Source organism: Streptomyces sp. NPDC059909 (assembly GCF_042730885.1).
Lineage (GTDB): Bacteria > Actinomycetota > Actinomycetes > Streptomycetales > Streptomycetaceae > Streptomyces.
The window spans coordinates 1-20,178 of record NZ_JBHWKX010000098.1; the positions used below are offsets into that span (position 1 = coordinate 1).

The following is a 20,178-nucleotide window of genomic DNA, read 5'->3' on the forward strand; positions in this document are numbered from 1 at the left end:
CGACCCCGTCACCCACCAGGCCAACAACAAGATCAGCACGCCCGCCGACACGCCTCTGGCGGCATAGAGGTTGACTCAGGAAACTCATGCGTCGAGCTCCTTCAGGCGCGCTGCCAGGATGGCGGCGATGTCGTCGTGGTGGCGGTCCTGCAACAGCTGTGGATGGGTGCAGTCCAGGTCGTGGTTGACGATCGGGCCGCTGACGTGCGGGTGCCATGCCTTCCATGTGAGCCAGTCCTCTGCCCGTGGCGCGGCTGCCGTGAAGAAGAGCAGGTCGCCCTCGTAGCGGCGGTGCTGGTGCTCACGCACCATGCGCGCGTGGGTGGGCACTATTTCGACGATCCTCGACAGGGTCCGGTCGGCGAGCCCGGCGAGCGGGCTGCCCGCCCGGCGCAGCGTGGCCAGCACGTCGTCGCGGGTGCGCTCGTCGGTGCGGTCGAAGCCGGCCATGCGCAGCACTGCGGTGAGGCCGTCGCCTTCCTCGGGCGCGCGCCGCTCCCGCCATTGTTCGGCCGGGAACGCGTCGAAGAGGGCGAGGAGTTCGACCTCCTCCCCGGCCTCCTGGAGCATGCAGGCCACGGTGTGGGCGAGGATCCCGCCGAGAGACCAGCCGAGCAGCCGGTACGGACCATGTGCCCGCACCGTGCGGAGGCGCTCGACGTAGTCGGCCGACTGTTCCCGCAGAGTGCGTGGCAGCGGCTCGTCGCGTACCAGGCCGCGCGCCTGGATGCCGTACAGGGGCTGGTCCGGACCGAGGCGGGCGGACAGGCCCGCGTAGCACCAGGAGATGCCACCGCTGGGGTGGAACGCGAACAGCGGGGGCCGCTCGCCGTCGGTGCGCAGCGGAAGGAGGACGTCGAGGGCGTCCTCGGCCGTGCTCCTTCTGCGGCCGGCGCCGCGTGGCGGCCTCGCGGCCTCGAGTCGGGCGGCGAGAGCGGCGGGCGTCGGCGCCTCGAACAGCGAGCCGATGGTCAGCTCGGTGCTGAACTCCTCCCGCATCCGCCCCACCAGCCGCACCGCGGACAGAGACGTGCCGCCCAGGTCGAAGAACGCGTCGTCGGGACCGGCCCGTCCGACCCCGAGCACCTCCGCGAACAGCCGTGTCAACGCCTCCTCGAGCGGGCCGGACGGACGTCTGGCGCCGTCACCGCCGGTGAAGACAGGGGCGGGCAGTGCGCGGCGGTCCAGCTTGCCGTTGGGGCTCAATGGGAACGCGTCGAGGCCGACGATCGCCGCCGGGACCATGTGTTCCGGCAGCATCCGCGCCAGCTGGGCCCGTACGGCCGCGGGATCGGCGCCACCGGTCACGTACCCGACGAGCCGGTCCTCCCGCACCACGGCGCACGCGCTCTCCACGCCGGGCTGTCCCACCAGCGCGGCCTCGATCTCGCCCAGCTCGATGCGCTGCCCGCGCAGCTTCACCTGGTGGTCGGTGCGGCCGAGGTACTCGACCTCGCCCTGATCCGTCCAGCGCGCCAGGTCGCCCGTGCGGTACATCCGGCCGCCCGGCGGCCCGAAGGGGTCGGCGACGAACCGGGACGCCGTCAGCGCAGGGCGGTTCAGATAGCTGTCGGCCAACTGCCGGCCTGCCAGGTACAGCTCGCCCGGGATGCCCGGTGGGCACGGCTGGAGCGCCGCGTCCAGCACGTACAGGTGGGTGTTCCACACCGGGCTGCCGATCGGCACCGGGCCGCTGCCGTCCGGGGCGCACACGTGGTACGTGACATCGACGGCGGCCTCCGCCGGCCCGTACAGGTTGTGCAGTTCGACGCCGGGCAGCGCCCGTACGAAGGCGTTCACCGTCTCGGGGGGCAGAGCCTCACCGCCGCAGAAGATCCGGCGCAGCCCCGTGCAGGCTGCCGTGTCGGCCTCGGCCAGGAAGACCTGGAGCATGGACGGCACGAAGTGGCAGATGGTGATGGACTGTTCGCGGATCAGGCGGGCGAGTTCGACCGGGTCCTTGTGGGCCCCCGGCTCGGCGACGACGAGCGTCGCGCCTTCGCGCAGCGGCCAGAAGAACTCCCATACGGACACGTCGAACGACGACGGAGTCTTCTGGAGCACCCGGTCGTCGGCTGTCAGTGGGTAGGTGTGCTGCATCCAGCGCAGCCGGTTGTCGATCGCCCCGTGCGAGACGACGACGCCCTTGGGGCGGCCCGTGGAGCCGGATGTGTAGATGACGTACGCGGGGTGGGCGGGCGTGAGCGGACGTGCCGGGCCGGCCGGTGGGTAGGGGGATATGTCGATTTCGTCGAGGACGACCAGTGGGGCCCCGGCGTCCTCGGGAAGGCGTCCCGCACGGTCGACCACGGCGCACACCGGCGCCGCGTCCTGGATCATGGACGCCAGTCGCTGCGCCGGATAGTCCGGGTCGAGCGGCAGATACGCGGCACCCGACTTGAGCGCGGCGAGCACGGTGGCGACCAGCTCCACCGAGCGGGGCATCGAGACCGCGACCACCGCTCCCGGCCGGGCGCCGAGGGTCTGCAGGTGCCGGGCCAGCCGATTGGCGTGGGCGTTCAGCTCCGCGTACGTCAAGGAGCTGTCCCCGTACACCAGCGCGGTCGCGTCCGGGGTGCGCATGGCGCGCGCCTCGATGGGGCCGATGAGCGTGGTCGCGGGCAGCGTGCGGTCGGTCTGGTTGAACTCGTGCAGGACCAGGGTGTGTTCGGCGGGCGTCGCGATGGTGTGAACGGCGAGCGGCTGCTGCGGGTCGGTGCCGGTGAGACGGTCCAGCAGGTGCAGGAAGCGCTCCTGGTGGGCGGCGAGGGCGGCGTCTTCGTACAGGGAGGGGTTGCCGTCGTGGTCGATGCACAGGCCGCGGCCGTCGGCGCGGTCGTAGAAGTTGACCCTCAGGTCGTCGACAGGGCCTGCGGCGAGGTTGCGCGCCCGCGCGGGCGCACCCGCGAAGTCGACGCCGTAGTCGAAGGGCATGACGTTGACGACCGGGCCGATCAGGGCGCGGTTCTCGCCGAGCAGTCCCAGGTCGCGGCGGATGTCCTCGTAGCGGTAGCGCTGGTGGCGTCGCACGTCGCGGATGCCGAGCACGATCTGGTGCACCAGTTCGGCGAAGGTCGCCTCGGGGGAGACGGCCAGCCTGAGCGGGAGCACGTTCATCACCATGCCCGGCACGCGCAGCGCGGCCGACCCCATGCGGCACATCATGGGCAGGCCGAGCACGACGTCCGACCTCGCGGTGGCGCGGGAGGTGTAGAGGGCGTGCGCGGCGATCAGGACGTCCGGCCATGTCGCGCGGAGCGTGGCGCCCAGTTCGCGCAGACGCTCGGTGGCTTCGGGAGACAGCTGAGTCGTGCGGCGACGGAACGTGCGCGAGGGCAGGGCGCCGCGGCCCGCGAGCCGGGGTGCCTCGGGCCGGTCGGCGAACGCCTGTGTCCAATGGGAGCGGTCGGCCGCGAAGGCGTCGGACGAGCGGTAGGCGGCATCCTCGGCGACGAGGTCGGCGAGGGTTCCGAAGGTGCGCGGGGCGGGTTCCACGCCGCGGACGAGCGCCGTGTAGACCTCGGCCGTGCGCCGTACGAGGAGCGAGTAGCCGAAGCCGTCGATGACGAGGTGGTGGATGCGCTGATACCACAGCCATCGCTGCGCGCCGACCCGGAACAAGGCATGCCGGAAGAGCGGTCCGGTCGCCAGATCGCAGGGCTTGGCGAGGTCGGCGCGCATCCACGTCTCGGCCTTCCGCTCGGCGCCGTCCTCGCCGTGCAGGTCGAGCACGGTCAGCGGCAGCTCGACGGTGGCGCGTATGTGCTGGCGCGGACCGTCCCGGCCGTTCTCGACGCGTACCCGCAGGACGTCGGCCTCGGCGGTGACGCGACGCAGGGCCGCGGCGAAGAGGTCCGGGTCGAGCGGCCCGTCGATGTCCAGGCACTCCGCGGTGTTCTGCGCGGGGCTGAGCGGATCGAGGGCCTGCGCGTACCACATGCCCGACTGGGCCGCCGTCAGCGGCAGCACGATGGCCGGGGCGCCGGTGCCGATGGTCGTGGAGGCGGTCATGATGCCCCCAGCAGCGGTGCCCAGGCCGTGATGGCCGGCTGCTCGGCGAGGTCCGCGAAGCCCGCTTCGACGCCGTGCTCGCGGCGCCATCGTTCGAGCAGTGCCATGATGCGGACCGAGTCGAGTCCGTAGTCCACGAGGTTCTCGTCGAAGGGGATGTCCGCCGGGTCCTCGCCGAGACTGTCGGCGATATCGCTGCGGAGCTGCTCCAGAGTGAGGGCCACGGTGCTCAGAACTCCTTGAAGAGCGCGTCGGTGGTGGTCACCAACGCGCAGCGGCCGGCGGCCCAGCGCAGGGCCATGTCGTGGTCGTCGCGGGAGAAGTCGGCGACGGCATCGGCGACGACGAACGCCTGAATGTCGCGCATCCACGCATCGCAGGCCGTCACCAGCACGCCGATGTGCGCGTACACACCGATGACGACCAGCTGGTCGCGGCCCGTCTCACGGAGCAGATGTGCCAGCCGGGTGCGCACGAACGCGCTGTACTTCCACTTGGTCAGGACCCTGTCGCCGGGCTGTGGCGCGACCTCGTCCGGCACGGCGAGCGCATCGGCGTCGTCGGCGACGCCGGGGCCCCAGAAGTCGAGCTGGAGCCCGCGCTGCTGGGGCGTCTGGCCGCCGCGCTGCGTCGAGTACACGACCGGTACCCCGAGGCTGCGGGCGCGCTCCAGCAGCCGGCCGGTGTTGCCCAGCATCCCCGTCAGCGGCTGCTCGCCGGACGGGAACGCACCGAGGAAATGGTTCTGCAGGTCGTGGACGAGCAGCACGGCGCGCGCGGGGTCCGCGGTCCAGGCGACGCGGTTCTCCGGCAGCTCGTCCGCTGCCGGCAGCGGATAGGAGGCGATGGCGGGAAGTGCCATGGGAAAGGGCCTTTCAGTGCTGCTCGGTGGCGGCCGCGGCGGACCGCAGCCCCTTCTTGCTGACCTTGCCGACCCCCGTCTGCGGGAAGGCGTCGACGAACTCGACGAGATCGGGGACCTTGTAGTCGGCGATGCCGCGGTCACGGACGAACCGCTTGATGGCGGCCGGCTTCAGCTGCTCCGCACCCTCGCGGAGGATGACGTAGGCGAGGGAGCGTTCCCCGAGGTACGCGTCGGGCACCGCAACCACGGCGACGTCGTGCACGGACGGATGGGCGAGGATGATGTTCTCGACCTCCTCCGGGGCGACCTTCTCACCGCCCCGGTTGATCTGGTCCTTGGCCCTGCCCTCGACGACGAGGTGGCCCGTCGGGGTGCGGCGCACGATGTCGCCGGTGCGGTAGAAGCCATCCGGTGTGAAGGCGCGCGCGTTGTGGCCGGGAGCGCGCCAGTAGCCGCGGATCGTGTAGGGGCCGCGGGTCAGCAGGTGCCCGAACGCGCCCTCGGGGACGTCGTGTCCGGTGTCGTCGACGATGCGGATCTCGTCGTCCGCGGAGATCGGGCGGCCCTGCGTGGTGACCACGGTCTCGAAGTCGTCGTCCAGCCGTGTGTAGTTGACGAGCCCCTCGGCCATACCGAAGACCTGCATCAGCCGGCAGCCCAGGGCGGGTTCCAGACGGCGCGCCGCCTCCGCGCTGTACTTGGCGCCGCCGACGAGCACCAGGTCCAGACTCGCCAGGTCGTGATCCGCCTTCGGACCGGCCTCGGTCCACAGGAGGGCGAGCGGGGGCACCAGCCCCGTCATCGTGATCCGCTCCTGCTCGATGAGCGGCAGGGCCGTCGCCGGGTCGGGGCCGGGGGACAGTACGACGGTGCCCCCGGCATACAGCGTGCCCAGCCAACCCGGCGAACTCATCGGGAAGTTGTGTGCGGCCGGCAGGACGACGAGGAAGCGGGTGTCCGCGTCGACGCCGCAGATCTCATTGGAGCCCCACAGCGAGTAGATGTAGTCGTCGTGGGTGCGCGGGATGAGTTTCGGCACTCCCGTCGTACCGCCCGACAGTTGGAGGAACGCCAGCTCGTGCGGCTCCGGCCCGGCGGGCATGACGACCGGGTCGCAGGGCACGTCGGCCAGTGCGGTGTGCTCGCCCGGGTCGCCGACGACGAAGACATGCCGCAGGCTCGGCGTGCGCTCCGCTACCCGCGTCGCGAGCTCACGGTGGTCGAAGCCCGCGTGACGGTCGGGGACCACGTAGGCGACGGCCTGGGTGAAGGAGCAGAAGTGGCCGATCTCCGTCTCCCGGTGCGCGGGCAGCGCGTACACGGGCAGCGCGCCGACGCGGAACAGCGCGAAGACGACTTCGACGAACTCACCGATGTTGGGGAGGTGCAGGACGACCCGGTCGCCCTTGCCGATCCCGCGTGCCGCGAATCCGGCGGCGAGCCGGTCGGCGCGCTCGTCCAGTTCCCGGTAGGTCCAGGTGCGGCGCTGGGGCGCCGGGTCGACGAGGGCGATCCGGTCGGGGTGGGCGGCGGCTCGCTCGCGCAGTACGCCCCCGAAGGTCTCGCCGCGCCAGTAGCCCGCCGCGCGGTAGCGCTCGGAGAACTCCGGGGGCCAGGTGGGCGCGTCCACGCCAGGAGTGAGGGTCACAGCGAGGCCCCCACAGCGTCGAGAAATGTACGGAACTTGGCGCCGGTCTCCGCGGTCTCGGCCTCCGGCGACGAGGCGGCCACCACCCCGGCGCCCGCGAACAGCCGCAGCGAACGTCCCTCGGCCTCGGCGCAGCGGATCGTCACGACCCACTCGCCGTCCCCGTCCGCGTCCTGCCAGCCGACCATGCCCGTGTAGGGGCCGCGGTCGAAGGGCTCCGACTCGGCGATGACGGCGCGGGCCACGTCGGTCGGGGTGCCGCACACCGCCGGCGTGGGGTGCAGGGCAGAGGCCAGCTCCAAGGCGGTGACGCCCGGGTCGGTGAGCTCGCCCGTGACCGTGGTCGACAGATGCCACATCGCCGCCGTACGCGCCAGTGTGGGCCGCTCGGGCACCTCCAGGCGGGTGCAGAACGGCGCGAGCGCCTCGCGTACGGCGTCGACGACGACGGCGTGCTCGTGCAGGTCCTTGGGCGACTCCAGGAGCGCCGCCGCGCGTCGGACGTCCTCGGCCAGGTCGGTGCTGCGCGGCGCGGACCCGCCCAGGGGGTTCCCGGTCAGGCGGCCGCCCCTGCGGGCGACGAGCAGTTCGGGGCTGGCTCCGATGAGCGTGCGGCCGGGGCCGCTGGGGACGGCGAAGGTGTATCCGGCAGGGTCGCGGCGCGCCAGGCGGCTCAGCATGGCCAGCAGATCCGGCTCCTCGGGCGAGGTCAGCTCCAGCGTGCGGGCGAGGACGACCTTGGTGAACTCCCCGGACCGCATCCGCTTCACCGCGTCGGCGACGGCCTGGCCGTACTGCTCGGGCGCCGGAACCTCCCGCACCTGCCAGACGGTGCCCCCCTCCGGGAGCAGCGCGGGCAGGACGATGAGCGGGTCCTCACGCAGCGGCGGCGCCCACTGGACGGACTGGGGGGAGACCAGCGAGTGCGGCGCGTCCGGGGCGAAGGGCACGGAGCCCACGACGACCGGTGCCTGGGCACCCGCACGCCGACGTGCGTTCAGTACGTTGCGCACCCGCCATGTCAACGGCCGCGTGTCGTGGGGTATGTCGGCGGCGGTTCCCCTCCCCAGCAGGGTGCGGTGGGGCGAGGCGAGGAACCGGTCGGTGCCCGGTCGGTAGGCGTCGAGCAGGGCGGTTGCCGCGCCGGGCGAGACCAGAGGCGTGGCTGTGGGTTCGCGCAGAGAGGCAGACATGGATGTCTCCAGCGGGGGAGGGCACGGTACGTGGTCGGCGGAGCCGCTGTGGGGCGGGCGGGTTCAGGCCCGCAGGGTGGCGCCGCCGTCGACGTACAGGTCGTGCATGGTGATGTGACGGGCGCGGTCGGACACGAGGAAGGCGACCGCTTCGGCGACGTCGGAGGGGTCGGCGATCCGGCCGAGCGGGATGCCGGTGCGGTGCGTCGCGAGGTCTCCCTCAACGACGCGGCGCGCGGCGGCTGCCGGGTCCTGGTCGTCGGAGGCGGTCCACATGGCGCGCTGCATGTCGGTCAGAGTCGAGCCGGGGGAGACCGTGTTGCAGCGGACGCCCCGTGAGGCCACCTCCAGGCCCAGGCATTTGGTGAACATCACAGCGGCGGCCTTCGAGGCGGCGTAGGCGGACAGGCCCGCGCGGGGAATGCCGGCCGCGTTCGAGGCGACGGTGACGATGCTGCCGTGCCCGCGCTCGGCCATGCGGCGGGCGGCTGACCGTGAGACGTGGAAAACGCCGCTGGAGTTGACGGCGAACGTGGCCGCCCAGTCCTCGTCCGTCAGGTCCACGACCTGGGAACCCCGCAGGATTCCGGCGACGTTGACCGCGATGTCCACCGCACCGAGTGCGCGCTCGGCCTCGGCCTCGGCCACGAGGGCCTCGACGGCCGCGGCGTCCGTGACATCGAGCGGGCGGGCGGTGACCTGGTCGCCGTACTTTTCGGCGAGGGCCTCCACGCCCCTGGGGTCCAGGTCGGTGGCGAGTACGCGGGCGCCGCGCTCGACGAGGGCCGTCACCACCGCCTTGCCGATGCCCCGGCCCGCGCCCGTCACGAGGGCGAGCCGTTCGGAGAGTTCACGGTCGGCACTCACATGACCATCGCCTTCCGGATGTCGTCGAGCACCGAGACCGCCGCCTCCACACCGCCCGGGCTCGTCCACTTGGAGCCGTCCATCACGGTTTCGCGGGCTTGTCGCGTACGGCGTTTCAGCTGCTGGCAGGCTGGTTCTCGGCCGGCTCTGTCGAGGAGTGCGGCGTCCGAGCCGGTCGAAGACATGGGTGCCGATGAACAGCCGGTCGGCGTCTATCTCCTCGATGTTCTCCTCGCTGATCGGCGTCGAGTGGCCGTCGCCCTTCTCGGTCTGGATGCCGGGGCCGCTCGGAACCGATGCCCTTCAGAATATCGCTGATGAACACGCCCTGCCGCATGACGGCCGTGCCGTTCGCCGAGTAGCGGGCCACGGACACGCTCGCGCGGGCCTGGGAGCCGAGGTCCTACTGCACTGGCACGCGCTGATCGACGCGAACCTGACCGGCATGTGGCTCACGTCGAGGCGCGTCGTCCCTGTCATGCGGGAACGAGGAGCCGGGGCTATCGTGAACGTGTCGTCGACAGGGTGTTCGTGGCACCTGGCGCACGCCACACATCGCGCGCCGTAGCACATCCGGGTCGACGCCTTGATCGTCGGGGCGATCGATACGCCGCACGTCATCGCGGCCAAGGGTGCGCGGGACGGCGTGACACCGGAGGGGATCCGTGCCCAGCGCGCCGCCCGGCGGCTCGGACGGCTCGGCACCGCCTGGACGTCGCCGGCGCGACAGCGTTTCGTTCCTGGCATCCGGCGACGCCTCGTCCATCACCGGCGCCCTGCTGTCCGTCGACGGGGGCAGACGATCCACACCAGGGACGGCGCGCCGCAACCGGCGAGAGACGAAGGATCGCACCCATGACGACGACTGTCGGAGCTGACCTCACGAACCTCGACCACTTCGCCAACGGGTTCCCGCACGACCTGTTCGCCCGGCTCCGCCGCGAAGCACCGGTCGGGTGGCACGAGCCCACCGAGCACACCCCGAGGGGAACCGGGTTCTGGTCGGTGCACACCTACGCCGAATCGCGGACGATCCTGCTCGACCCCGCCGTGTTCTCGAGCGCCCAGGGGACAGTCCTCTTCGATCACCCGTGGGCCGGCTCCATGATGAACATGATGGACGATCCGCGCCATGCCCGGCTGCGCCGCCTTGTCTCCGGCGGCTTCACGCCGAGGATGGTGAATCGGCTCGAGGGCGAACTCCGGCGGCGGGCCGAGACGTTGATCGACGCCGCCGTCGAGATGGGGCACTGCGACCTCGTCGAGTCGGTCACCTGCGAGCTCCCCTTGCAGGCGATCTGCATGCTCATGGGGATCCCGCAGCAGGATCGCCACCTCCTCTCCGAGTGGGTCCACCACGTGTTCGATGTCAAGGCCGACTCGACTGTCGAGGGATCGGTTGCTGCGGCGACGGAGAGCCTTCTGCAGTACGGCCGGGAAATCGTCGCCGAGCGGCGGCGCAACCCGCAGGACGACCTGCTCTCGGTCATCACCCATGCCCACCTCCCCGACGAGGATCCGTCGCACCTCATGGAGCCGGAGATCGACGCGTTCTTCCAGCTCCTGTTCGGCGCCGGGGCGGATGCGACGCGCAGCGCGGCATCGTGGGCGCTCGTCGCGATGTCCGCCGACCCGACGATCCCGGATGGGGTAGCCGACGATCCGAGTGTGCTCACCACACTGCCCGACGAAGCTGTCCGCATGATGAGCCCCGTCGCGCACAACGTCCGCACCGCCACGCAGGATTACGAGCTGGCGGGGCACCGGATCTCCGCCGGGGACCGGGTCGTGTACTGGCTCGCCTCGGCAAACCGTGACGAGGCGATGTTCTGCGACCCGCAGCGCCTCGATGTTCGTCGTGAGCCCAATCCGCATCTCGGGTTCGCCCAGGGGCCGCACTTCTGCCTCGGCGCCAGCCTCGCCCGTCTCGAGCTCCGGGTGATCCTCGGCGAGTTCGCCGCCCGTGTCGAGCGAGTCGAGCTCACCGGTGACGTCGAGTGGACGCGCAGCAACAAGTACAACGGCATCAACAGGATCCCGGCAGCGCTCACGCCGCGGCGAACGCGGCCCGCTCCGCGAGGTGGCCGCTCTGCGGGCGTCCGAGGTGTGGGTGCTGCCGGAGGTTGTCCCGCACATGATCGCCCGCAGTAGCGTCCGGAACGACAGCACGAGTTCAGCCGTGCCTGGCCTCTCGGCCATCGTCCAGCCGTTCTTCCGCTTCAGCGGAGCGATCAGCCCGCGCAGATAGGCCGGCGCGGACTCACGCGGCTCGCTGCGGGCGAACCGGTGCACGAACCGCTCATGCAGGCCGGCCGGACCAGCTGCTCACCGAGCCGCCGCATCAACATCCCCACCCATACCCGGCCCGGCGAACGGCCGGCCACAACGTCACACCAAACGCAGTTGCAGTGTCAGGTGTGCGAGAACCTGAGCGCGGCCTCCGCCCTGGCCAGCGTCTCCGCGTGGCCGAAGAGTCCGGGCAGGCCGCCCGAGTGCAGAAGGACCGTGCGCTGCCCGGGCGCGATGTCGCCCTCCTCGACCGCCTGGGCCAGGCCGGCCATTGCGCGCCCCGTGTAGATCGGGTCGAGGACGATGCCTTCGGTGCGGGCCGCCAGCGTCAGGGCGGCCAGGACCGGCTCGGTCAACGATCCGTAACCGTCACCGACCTGATCGAGCCTCAGCCTCAGGGTCTCCGGCGGGCAGGGCGTGCCGGAGAGGCCGGAGACCAGCTCGGACACGGTCCGGGCAGGGTCGCCGACGGCCCCGCAGTGGACGCCGAGGACCCGTGCCGGACCCAGCACGTCGACGAGGCCGGCCATGGTCCCGCCGGAGCCGAGCGCGACGACGACCGTGGCCAGGTCGGGGGCCTGGGCGAGGAGTTCGCGGCCGCACTCGACGTATCCGCGGGCACCGAGAGCGCTGGATCCGCCGAAGGGGAACAGCGCAGGGACGGCGCCCTGACGCCGCAGCTGCTCGGCCGTCTCCTCGGCGACGGCTCCGAGCTCCTCGCCGTGGACGTCACCAGCCCATACGACCCTGGCGCCGAAGAGACCGTCGAGCGCGAGGTTGCCGGAGGCCGAAGAGCCGGGCGCGCCGGCGAGCACCAGCACGACGTCGAGCCCCAGCCGGGCCCCGGCGGCCGCGGTCAGCCGGGCGTGGTTGCTCTGCGGTGCGCCCGTGGTCACCAGGACCGTGGCCCCGTCGGCGAGAGCCGCGCCGCAGAGCCACTCGAGCTTGCGGATCTTGTTCCCGCCGCCGCCCAGGCCGGTGAGGTCGTCTCGCTTGAGCCACAGGTCGTCGGGGCCGAGGCCGAGGGCACGGGACAACCGCGGCATGGGCTCGAGCGGGGTCGGCCAGGTGCCGAGGGCGGCCCGGCGCGGGGCAGAGCTGTCGGACGTCATCGTTTCGGCGCTGCTCTCCTGAAGGTGAAGGCGAAGACGATGACGAAGGTATCTCAGCGGCGCTCCAGCGCCCCCCGCACGAAGGCGGCCTGTCCTGCGTGCTGGAGATCGTCGGAAATGACGCTCACCAGCCGGACGCCCAGTGTCACGGGCGGCGACCACGAGTCGTCCACGACCCGGTTCAAGGCGGTGCTCCTCAGGCCGCGTACGAACGCCATGGTCTCCTCGTGGACGGCGTCGAAGTAGCCCAGAAGCAGCTCTGCCGAGTCGACCCGGAGCGCCGCGACCTGTTTGCGGGAGTGCCCGTAGCCGGTCGCTCCCTCCGCGAACGGCAGCCCGAAGCGCCCCACCCAGTCCTGCGAGACCCACACCTGCTCCCGCCCGGCCGCGTCGGCCACATGGTCGTCCTGGATGCGCGTCAGATGCCACACCAGCCAGGCGATGGAGTTCGCGCCCGGGTCGAGCCGGGCGTGGAGATCGTCCACCGAGAGCCCCTCGACCGCCTCGTGCACCACCTCCTGGACACGTCCGAATGCATCGGCAAGCACATCTGCGGCGTTCATAGGGGGAGTGAACCGCGCACGTCCCACGCCGCGGGGGTCCGACACGGCGTGGACTCGGCAGCGACACCGCCGTGTCGCTCCACGACGCGCCGACGGTCCCGCGCCCGAAGGTCGTCCAGAGCCGGCCGTACCGGCTCGTGCTTCGTCATGCCTGGAACTTGACAGCCGCCACCGACAACGGCTTCGGGGCCGGGTCGCGCGCCAGGCACACGAACGTGCGCCCGTCGGCCGTCCACGGCAGGGTGCACGGCCAGCCCGTCGCCGCCGCGTGGTCGACGAGAGCGGGCAGACCCACCCGGGCCCAGGGGAAGGGGGCGCCCAGGGCGCCGTTGCCGTCGACCACGCGGACGTCCACGCGCTCGTCGACGTCGACCGGTGACGCCTCGGCGATCAGCACGCCGTCCGGGGCGACCAGTTCGGCGATCCGGGACAGCAGGGCGCGCGGGTCGCCGCCGATGCCGATGTTGCCGTCGATCAGCAGGGCCGTTCCCCAACCGCCCTCCCCCGGCAGCGGATCGAACACCGAGCGGCAGAGCGCGCTTCCGCCGGAGCGCACCGCGCGGGCGACCGCTGCCGGGCTGACGTCGACGCCCAAAGTCGGCCGACCCAGCTCCGCCAGCGCGGCCACCAACCGGCCGGGACCGCAGCCGATGTCCAGGACCGGTTCCCGGCAGCGGTCCAGCACGGTGCGGTCGGCCGCGTCAGGCGCCGCGCACCAGCGCTCGACCTCCAGCGGCAGCAGCCAGCCGTCGGGGCGGCGCAGGAACAGCGGGCCGCGCCCGGTGCGCAGGGCGTCGGTGTACGGGTCGGCCTCGGCGCGCCACGCGGTGGCGGCGCCCGCTCCCGCCGGTGCCGTCGCCGTCATCGCGCCCCCGCCCGCGCCAGCCGCGCCACCTCTGCCGCGAACCGGCTGCCCGGCGTGGCGGCCGCGACCAGCCGGGCGTCGTCCGGCGTGTCGACGTCACGGAGCCGCGGCAGGTCACGCACCGTCAGCCCCGCCTCGACCAGTCGGCGCCGCTGCACGGCGCCGGTCTCGGGTACGGACATGGGCACCCCCCGCAACAGTGCCGGATCGGGCTCCGCCAGCCCGAGCGCCCAGAAGCCCCCGTCCTCGGCGGGCCCGAACGCGGCCTCGCCCGAGGCGAGTTCCAGCCCCCGTGCGAGCAGCGCCGGCGTCACCTGCGGGGTGTCCATGCCGATCAGCAGAGCGGGCCCCGTGCAGGCCGCGAACGCGGCGGCGAGCCGCTCGTCGAGACCGCCGTGCGCCTGCGGTACGACCTCGATCCCGGGCGGCAGCCAGGCGCCAGGCGCGCCGTCCAGCACCAGCACCCGCCGCGCGGCCGTCGTGCTCCGTACGGCCTCCAGCGTGTCGACCAGAGCCGCCTCGGCCAGCGCGGCGGCATCCTTGGCCGAGTACCAGGGGATCAGCCGGGTCTTGACCCACCCTGGTACGGGTTCCTTCGCGATGACGAGCACGGTGGTCATGGCGCCTTTCCTCGGCGAGTGCGGGTGCTGTTCCGACCGGGTGGGGGTGCGGCTGCGGGCGTAGGCGGGGGTGAGGGGGCGCCCACGACCCACCCGGCACGCCCCCGGGACGCTCACTCACGCAGCACCGCCCGCATGTCGTGCACCGCCTGCCAGGTGCCCCGCCAGGTGCCGGTCACCTTGGACTTGCCTGCGCGGGGGAGGTACGGCACGTCGACCTCAGCGACGCTCCAGCCCGCGTCCGCCGCGCGGACCACCATCTGGAGGGGGTAGCCGCTGCGGCGGTCGGTGAGGTCGAGGCCGAGGAGGTCCTTGCGGCGGGCCGCGCGCAGGGGGCCCAGGTCGTGGAGGCGCAGCCCGGTGCGGCGGCGCAGCATCGCGGCCAGGGCCAGGTTGCCGGCGCGGGCGTGCAGCGGCCACGCGCCGCGCGCTCGCGTGCGCCGCCGGCCGAGGACCAGATCCGCCTCGCCGACCGCGATCCGGCGGACGAAGTCCGGCAGCAGCCCGGGGTCGAGGGACGCGTCGCAGTCGCAGAAGCACACGTACTCCGCATCGGCGGCCAGCAGCCCGGCGTGGCAAGCCGCACCGAAGCCGCGGCGCGGCTCGTGCACGACGGTCGCGCCGAGCGAGCGGGCGAGTTCGGGGGAACCGTCCGTCGAGCCGTTGTCGACGACGACCGCCCGCCAGCCCGCGGGGACGCGTGCGAGCACCCACGGCAGTGCCTCCGCCTCGTCCAGGCAGGGCAGCACCACATCGACGGTGATGCTCATGCGACCGCACCCCGCGGCCCCGCCGAGGCGAACTCCCTCATGCCGTCCGCGAAGCCGACCACCGGCTCCCACCCCAGCTCGGCCCGCAGCCGGCCCGAGTCGGCCGTGATGTGTCGGACGTCGCCGAGGCGGAACTCCCCGGTCACCACCGGCGCGGGGCCGCCGTGCGCGGCGGCCAGCGTGGCCGCCATCTCGCCGACGGTGTGCGGGGTGCCGCTGCCCGTGTTGTACGCCGTGAAGGCTCCCGGTTCCCGGCCGGGCAGGGCCTCCAGAGCCACCACGTTGGCGCTCGCCACGTCCCGTACATGGACGAAGTCCCGCCGCTGGCGGCCGTCCTCGAAGACCCGGGGCGGCTCGCCGCGTTCCAGCGCCGAGCGGAAGAAGGACGCCACCCCCGCGTACGGCGTGTCGCGCGGCATCCCCGGCCCGTACACGTTGTGGTACCGCAGCGCCACGGCACGGCCGCCCGTCGACCGCGCCCAGGCTGCTGCCAGGTGCTCCTGGGCGAGTTTGGTCGTGGCGTACACATTGCGCGGGTCGACTGGGGCGTCCTCGTCCACCAGCCCCGGCGTCGGTTCGCGGCCGCAGACAGGGCATCCGGGCTCGAACCGGCCCGCCTCCAGCGCCGCGACCGGGCGCGGGCCGGGGCGGACCCGGCCGTGCACCGGGCAGTCGTAGCGGCCCTCGCCGTACACGACCATCGACCCGGCCAGCACCAGATCGCGCACCCCGGCCTGCGCCATGGCAGTAAGCAGCACCGCCGTGCCGAGGTCGTTGACGGCTACGTACTCCGGTGCGTCGGCGAAGTCCTTGCCGAGGCCGACCATCGCCGCCTGGTGGCAGACCGCATCGACGCGGTGCAGGGCGCGCGCCACCACCGCTGGGTCCCGGACATCGCCCTGGACCGCTTCGACGGCGGTCGATCCGGCAGCGACCGGTCCGGCAGTGACCGGTCCGGTGCCCGAGGAGCGCCGGAGGTCGAGGACGACCGGTTCGTGGCCGCGCGCGGCAAGGGCGGCGACGATCTGCGTCCCGATGAAGCCCGCGCCTCCAGTGACGAGTACTCGCATGTCACCGACGCTACGCGGAGGATCACGTTCCACCCCTGCTGCGCACCGCGCCGTCACAGGTCCGTAAGGACTACCCCCGGGTCAGCCGCACCGTCACGATCTGGAACGGGCGCAGCGCCAGCGCAACGCCGTCGCGCTCCACCGCGAGCGGCGGCCCGTCGGGCAAGGGGCGCTCCAGCAGATCGGTGAGCACTGCTCCGACCGTATGGAATCCCGTGCGCAGCCTCGTCGTCGCCCGGCCGCCCAGCGACTCGTAGAGGCGTACGACCACATCGCCGGAACCGTCGTCCGCGAGCTTCACCGCCTCGACGAGCACCGCCGACGACCCGTACGTGGTCACCACGGGCGGCATCTGCGCACCGCCGGGCCCGACCCGAAGCGGCAGGTTCAGCGCGTACCCCTCCGCCACCGCGTCCTCGATCGTCGCGCCCGGCAGCAGCGAGTAGGTGAAGCGGTGCAGCCCCTGGTCGGCCTCCGGGTCGGGCACCCGGGGCGCGCGCACCAGACTGAGCCGCACCGTGGTGGTCGTACCGCCGTCGTCCTCCCGCGTCGTGCGCGAGACGTCGTGGCCGTACGTCGAGTCGTTGATCACCGCGACGCCGTAGCCGGGCTCGCCGACGTGCACCCAGCGGTGGCCGTACACCTCGAACCGGGCAGCCTCCCAGCTGGTGTTGGTGTGCGTCGGCCGGTGGACGTGGCCGAACTGGATCTCGGCGGCGGACCGGTCCGCGTGCACATCGAGCGGGAAGCCGGCCTTGAGGATCTTCTCCGCCTCGTGCCAGTCGATCTCGGTTTCGATGTCGATGCGAGGGCTGCCGGCCCGGACGGTGACGGTCTGGACGATCCTCGACCCCTTGCCGAAGCTCCGCTCCACGCACAGTGCGCCCAGCAGACGGTCGTCCTCGGCGATCCTGATCGTCGCGCCCTCCAGCAGGTCGGTGAAGCGACCCAGGTAGTGCTTGTCGATGTCCCAGGCGTCCCAGTAGTTGGGCAGGTCGCTGTGCAGCCGCAGCAGATTGCCCTTGCCGCCGGGCGCGAGGACCTCGCGGTCGTGGACCAGGTCGCGTACGGACGTGAACGTGCCGTCGTCCGCCATATCGACCCGTACGAGGCCGTTGTCCAGGGCCCGGTTGGTGACCGTGACCGGAGGCTCCACCGGAACGCGGGGGCTGACGCGCGCACAGCCGGAGGCCGGCACCTCCACGGACACCGCGGCCGAACCGTCCGACAGCCGCGGCAGCCCCGGATCGAGGATGCCGGCCAGCGTCGCGGGGACGCGTACGACCTCGGCCCGGTCCCGCGGCCCCGCGTTGTACACCCACGGCTCGACCGGTCCTGCCCCGCTCACCGCCTCCAGGGCCTGCGCGGTCAGCGCTTCCAGTTCCGTCGCGACGCGCGCGTACTCCGCCTCCGCCTCCCGGTGCACCCACGCGATCGACGAGCCCGGCAGGATGTCGTGGAACTGGTGCAGCAGCACCGTCTTCCACAGCTCGTCCAGCTCCCCGTACGGATACTCGTACCCGGGAACGTGCAGCGCCGCCGCCGTCGCCCACAACTCGGTCTCGCGCAGGGCGTGTTCACTGCGGCGATTGCCCTGTTTGGTGCGGGCCTGCGAGGTGTACGTCGCGCGGTGCAGCTCCAGGTACAGCTCGCCCGACCACACGGGCGCGTCCGGGTACTCCGCGCGGGCCGCCGCGAAGAAGGCGTTCGGATGCTCGATCACGACCTTCGCCGAGCCCTCCAGATCGGCCAGCCGCCGCGCCCGCTCCAGCATCTCCCGCGTCGGCCCGCCGCCGCCGTCACCGTGCCCGAAGGGCGCCAGCGAGCGCGTACCACCCCCCTTGTCCTGGTAGTTGCGCACCGCGTGCGCCATCTCCCGCCCGGAGAAGACCACGTTGTACGTGTCCACCGGCGGGAAGTGCGTGAAGACCCGGGAGCCGTCGATGCCCTCCCACCAGAAGGTGTGGTGAGGCAGCTTGTTGGTCTGGTTCCAGGACAGCTTCTGGGTCAGGAACCACTTCATCCCGGCGAGCTTCGCGAGCTGCGGATAGGCGGCCGTGTAGCCGAAGGAGTCCGGCAGCCACACCCCCTCCGTCTCGATGCCGAACGCGTCGAGGAAGAAGCGCTTGCCGTGGACGAGTTGGCGCGCGAGCGCCTCACCGCCGGGCAGATTGCCGTCGGCCTCCACCCACATGCCGCCGACCGGTGCCCACTGCCCGCTCTTCACGGCCTCCTGGATACGGGCCCACACCTGCGGATGGGTGTCGCGCACCCATGCGTACTGCTGCGCTTGCGAGCAGGCGAAGACGAACTCCGGGTACTCCTTCGCCAGCGCCGTCACGTTGGCGAACGTCCGGGCCGTCTTGCGCTTGGTCTCGCGGATGGGCCACAGCCAGGCGGTGTCGATATGGGCGTGCCCGACCGCCGAGAGGGTGTGCGCGCTGGCGTGCGCCGGCCGCGCCAGGGCGTCCGCCAGGACATGGCGCGCGGCTTCCGCGGTTCCTGGGATGTCGTCCAGGTCCAGCGCGTTCACCGCCCGCTCCAGCGTGTGCAGGATCTCGTGGCGGCGCGGTTCGCCCTCGTCCAGCTCCAGCATCAGCTCGCGCAGCACCTGCAGGTCCAGCGACAGCTGCCAGACCTCCTCGTCGAGTACGGCGAGATCGGCGCGCGCGAACGTGTAAAGCGCTTCGGTGCCCGCCGTGCGCTTGTCGCCCATGGGCGTCGGGCGGCGGAAGCGGTCGGCGAGGATGTCAGGGTTGGAGGCGGCCTCGACGAGGAGCGCCACCTGTTCGCCCCCGGCGGCGGGGGAGGCGACGGGGACGTACTGGTTCTGCGGATTGACCGCCTTGACCGGAGTGCCGTCCGGCAGATGGACGAGCGCCTCGGCCTGGTTGCCCGGCCAGCTGCTGAGGAAGCCCAGATCGAACCAGGCCTCCACCCTGCGTCCCGCCCAGTCGGCCGGCACCTCGCCGCGTACCCGGAACCAGGTCGTGCCCCACGGCGGCCCCCACGGCGTGCCCGTCGCGAACGGCTCGTACTCCGCGGCCCGCGCCTCGGCGAACGGCACCGGCTCGTCCGGCACCTGCCAGGCCTCCACGGTCAGCGGCACGGCGGCGGAGTGGATCAGCGGCCGGACCCGCTGGTCCAGAACGCGCTCGACCCTCTGCTCGATCCTTCGGCGTTCGTCGTGCATGGGACAGACACCTACTTCCGGTTGAGATGGGCGAGGCCGGGATGTTCGCTCCTGTAGCCGTCGAGCCGTGCCGGACCTGGCGGTGTCATGCCCGGTCCGGCTGTGCCGTGCCCGCTGGGCTGCCACCACGCTGTCACTTCCAGGACGTACCCGCGAGAACCGGGAACACCTCGGCCGTGCCTGGTCGCGGCAGGTTGTTCGCCTCCGACCGTTTGATTCTGTGTGTTTCTGCAGGATCCTGTCGCCATCGCAGGACGACTGCCGACTGCCGCCGGCCGAAGGGGCCTCTCGATGACCTTCACCACCCCCGTACGACCCTGGGACTCACCCGAGCTGACCAGCTGGCAGCGCTTGCCGATGAACGCCGTGGACCGCCGTGCCGGGAGCATCGTCCTCGACGGCACCTGGCGCTTCCAGCTGTTGCCCGCGCCCGGCGCGCCCCTCGCCGACGCGTGGGACGAGGCGCCCGTGCCCGGCTGCTGGACGATGCACGACCCGCGCGATCTGCCGCACTACACCAACGTCCGGATGCCGTTCCCGCACATCCCGCCGCACGTGCCCGACGCCAACCCCACCGGCGTGTACGAGCGCGAGTTCGAGGTCCCCGCCGACTGGGCCGGGCGCAGGACCGTCCTGCACGTCGGCGCCGCCGAGAGCGTCCTGATCGCCGAGATCGACGGCACCCCGGTCGGTGTCGGCAAGGCTCCCACCTGGCGAGCGAGTTCGACATCACCGACGCCGTCCGGCCGGGGGAGCGGCACACCCTGCGGCTCACCGTCGTGAAGTGGTCCGACGCCTCGCACATCGAGGACCAGGACCAGTGGTGGCACGGCGGCATCACCCGCTCCGTACGGCTGCACTCGACCGACGCCCTGTACCTGGACGACGTGGCCGCCCGCGCCGGCCAGGACGGGGACCTGCGGGTCGACTGCCGCGTCCGCGGCCCGCTGACGGATGGCTGGTCCATCAGCGGGGAGCTCGAGGGGTTACGAACTGCTCGGGCTTGAGTCAACTCTGGTGTGTCTTATAGCCTCTGAGTGGCTGTTATGGTCACTGCATGAACCTCAAGGAGTGGGCGAAGGCGAACGGTGTGCACCCGCATACTGCCTATC

General features: G+C 72.2%; 15 protein-coding genes and 3 pseudogenes. 3 read left to right on the forward strand and 15 right to left on the reverse strand.

The genetic code is table 11. The features are described from left to right. Nucleotides 1–84 precede the first annotated feature (84 nt). From ACFV9O_RS35645 to ACFV9O_RS35675, 7 genes and pseudogenes are all read right to left on the reverse strand, one after another. Nucleotides 85–4,011 (reverse strand): amino acid adenylation domain-containing protein, encoded by a 3,927-nt coding sequence (locus tag ACFV9O_RS35645; protein ID WP_385425836.1) that lies wholly within the window; start codon nucleotides 4,009–4,011, stop codon nucleotides 85–87. Then, the gene (locus ACFV9O_RS35650; RefSeq protein WP_385425839.1) at nucleotides 4,008–4,235 is read right to left on the reverse strand and encodes a phosphopantetheine-binding protein; all 228 of its coding nucleotides are present in this window, start codon (nucleotides 4,233–4,235) and stop codon (nucleotides 4,008–4,010) included. The genes ACFV9O_RS35645 and ACFV9O_RS35650 overlap by 4 nt, the downstream gene beginning before the upstream one ends. A 5-nt stretch (nucleotides 4,236–4,240) precedes the next feature. Then, on the reverse strand, nucleotides 4,241–4,873 hold the full coding sequence (locus ACFV9O_RS35655; RefSeq protein WP_385425842.1) for an isochorismatase family protein: 633 nt from the start codon (nucleotides 4,871–4,873) through the stop codon (nucleotides 4,241–4,243). Nucleotides 4,874–4,886: 13 nt separating this feature from the next. Then, a complete protein-coding gene (locus tag ACFV9O_RS35660; RefSeq protein WP_385425845.1) occupies nucleotides 4,887–6,524 on the reverse strand; it encodes a (2,3-dihydroxybenzoyl)adenylate synthase in 1,638 nt (545 codons plus the stop codon). Beyond that, nucleotides 6,521–7,717 carry an isochorismate synthase gene (locus ACFV9O_RS35665; protein ID WP_385425848.1) on the reverse strand — a complete coding sequence of 399 codons (1,197 nt, stop codon included), beginning with the start codon at nucleotides 7,715–7,717 and terminating at the stop codon, nucleotides 6,521–6,523. The genes ACFV9O_RS35660 and ACFV9O_RS35665 overlap by 4 nt, the downstream gene beginning before the upstream one ends. Before the next feature lie 63 nt (nucleotides 7,718–7,780). After that, on the reverse strand, nucleotides 7,781–8,584 hold the full coding sequence (locus ACFV9O_RS35670) for a 2,3-dihydro-2,3-dihydroxybenzoate dehydrogenase (RefSeq protein WP_385425851.1): 804 nt from the start codon (nucleotides 8,582–8,584) through the stop codon (nucleotides 7,781–7,783). Next, nucleotides 8,581–8,987, reverse strand: a pseudogene (locus ACFV9O_RS35675) (iron-siderophore ABC transporter substrate-binding protein); the annotation flags it as partial. The gene ACFV9O_RS35670 and the pseudogene ACFV9O_RS35675, both read right to left, overlap by 4 nt. 18 nt (nucleotides 8,988–9,005) lie before the next feature. On the opposite strand from ACFV9O_RS35675, the gene ACFV9O_RS35680 reads away from it, so the two are divergent. Further along, a complete protein-coding gene (locus ACFV9O_RS35680; RefSeq protein ID WP_385425878.1) occupies nucleotides 9,006–9,152 on the forward strand; it encodes an SDR family NAD(P)-dependent oxidoreductase in 147 nt (48 codons plus the stop codon). A 287-nt stretch (nucleotides 9,153–9,439) separates the two neighbouring features. Beyond that, the gene (locus tag ACFV9O_RS35685; RefSeq protein WP_385425854.1) at nucleotides 9,440–10,735 is read left to right on the forward strand and encodes a cytochrome P450; all 1,296 of its coding nucleotides are present in this window, start codon (nucleotides 9,440–9,442) and stop codon (nucleotides 10,733–10,735) included. Between the two features lie 24 nt (nucleotides 10,736–10,759). Here ACFV9O_RS35685 and ACFV9O_RS35690 read toward each other — a convergent pair. The 8 genes and pseudogenes from ACFV9O_RS35690 to ACFV9O_RS35725 all read right to left on the reverse strand — a co-directional run. Then, nucleotides 10,760–10,891, reverse strand: a pseudogene (locus tag ACFV9O_RS35690) (IS701 family transposase); the annotation flags it as partial. A 104-nt stretch (nucleotides 10,892–10,995) separates the two neighbouring features. Then, nucleotides 10,996–11,985 (reverse strand): D-cysteine desulfhydrase family protein, encoded by a 990-nt coding sequence (locus ACFV9O_RS35695; protein ID WP_385425857.1) that lies wholly within the window; start codon nucleotides 11,983–11,985, stop codon nucleotides 10,996–10,998. A gap of 53 nt (nucleotides 11,986–12,038) precedes the next feature. Then, nucleotides 12,039–12,548 carry a DinB family protein gene (locus tag ACFV9O_RS35700; RefSeq protein ID WP_385425860.1) on the reverse strand — a complete coding sequence of 170 codons (510 nt, stop codon included), beginning with the start codon at nucleotides 12,546–12,548 and terminating at the stop codon, nucleotides 12,039–12,041. A 145-nt stretch (nucleotides 12,549–12,693) separates the two neighbouring features. Then, a complete protein-coding gene (locus ACFV9O_RS35705) occupies nucleotides 12,694–13,413 on the reverse strand; it encodes a methyltransferase domain-containing protein (protein ID WP_385425863.1) in 720 nt (239 codons plus the stop codon). Continuing rightward, entirely contained in the window at nucleotides 13,410–14,033 is a 624-nt protein-coding gene (locus tag ACFV9O_RS35710) for a DUF2064 domain-containing protein (protein ID WP_385425866.1), read from the reverse strand. The genes ACFV9O_RS35705 and ACFV9O_RS35710 overlap by 4 nt, the downstream gene beginning before the upstream one ends. A 113-nt stretch (nucleotides 14,034–14,146) precedes the next feature. Next, complete coding sequence (locus ACFV9O_RS35715; RefSeq protein WP_385425869.1) at nucleotides 14,147–14,803, reverse strand: glycosyltransferase family 2 protein; 657 nt, start codon at nucleotides 14,801–14,803, stop codon at nucleotides 14,147–14,149. After that, nucleotides 14,800–15,873, reverse strand: coding sequence for an NAD-dependent epimerase/dehydratase family protein (locus ACFV9O_RS35720; RefSeq protein WP_385425872.1), 1,074 nt, complete (start codon nucleotides 15,871–15,873; stop codon nucleotides 14,800–14,802). Before ACFV9O_RS35720 ends, ACFV9O_RS35715 begins: the two co-directional genes overlap by 4 nt. Before the next feature lie 70 nt (nucleotides 15,874–15,943). Next, the gene (locus ACFV9O_RS35725; protein WP_385425875.1) at nucleotides 15,944–19,066 is read right to left on the reverse strand and encodes an alpha-mannosidase; all 3,123 of its coding nucleotides are present in this window, start codon (nucleotides 19,064–19,066) and stop codon (nucleotides 15,944–15,946) included. Between the two features lie 291 nt (nucleotides 19,067–19,357). On the opposite strand from ACFV9O_RS35725, the pseudogene ACFV9O_RS35730 reads away from it, so the two are divergent. Continuing rightward, nucleotides 19,358–20,052 (forward strand): annotated as a pseudogene (locus tag ACFV9O_RS35730) (sugar-binding domain-containing protein); the annotation flags it as partial. Nucleotides 20,053–20,178: the final 126 nt, after the last annotated feature.

What these genes read in the sequence shown, in the direction of transcription:
- ACFV9O_RS35645 (WP_385425836.1), bottom strand. Translation starts at nt 4,011, where the DNA reads ATGACCGCCTCCACGACCATCGGCACCGGCGCCCCGGCCATCGTGCTG.
- ACFV9O_RS35655 (WP_385425842.1), bottom strand. Translation starts at nt 4,873, where the DNA reads ATGGCACTTCCCGCCATCGCCTCCTATCCGCTGCCGGCAGCGGACGAG.
- ACFV9O_RS35665 (WP_385425848.1), bottom strand. Translation starts at nt 7,717, where the DNA reads ATGTCTGCCTCTCTGCGCGAACCCACAGCCACGCCTCTGGTCTCGCCC.
- ACFV9O_RS35685 (WP_385425854.1), top strand. Translation starts at nt 9,440, where the DNA reads ATGACGACGACTGTCGGAGCTGACCTCACGAACCTCGACCACTTCGCC.
- ACFV9O_RS35695 (WP_385425857.1), bottom strand. Translation starts at nt 11,985, where the DNA reads ATGACGTCCGACAGCTCTGCCCCGCGCCGGGCCGCCCTCGGCACCTGG.
- ACFV9O_RS35700 (WP_385425860.1), bottom strand. Translation starts at nt 12,548, where the DNA reads ATGAACGCCGCAGATGTGCTTGCCGATGCATTCGGACGTGTCCAGGAG.
- ACFV9O_RS35705 (WP_385425863.1), bottom strand. Translation starts at nt 13,413, where the DNA reads ATGACGGCGACGGCACCGGCGGGAGCGGGCGCCGCCACCGCGTGGCGC.
- ACFV9O_RS35710 (WP_385425866.1), bottom strand. Translation starts at nt 14,033, where the DNA reads ATGACCACCGTGCTCGTCATCGCGAAGGAACCCGTACCAGGGTGGGTC.
- ACFV9O_RS35715 (WP_385425869.1), bottom strand. Translation starts at nt 14,803, where the DNA reads ATGAGCATCACCGTCGATGTGGTGCTGCCCTGCCTGGACGAGGCGGAG.
- ACFV9O_RS35720 (WP_385425872.1), bottom strand. Translation starts at nt 15,873, where the DNA reads ATGCGAGTACTCGTCACTGGAGGCGCGGGCTTCATCGGGACGCAGATC.
- ACFV9O_RS35725 (WP_385425875.1), bottom strand. Translation starts at nt 19,066, where the DNA reads ATGCACGACGAACGCCGAAGGATCGAGCAGAGGGTCGAGCGCGTTCTG.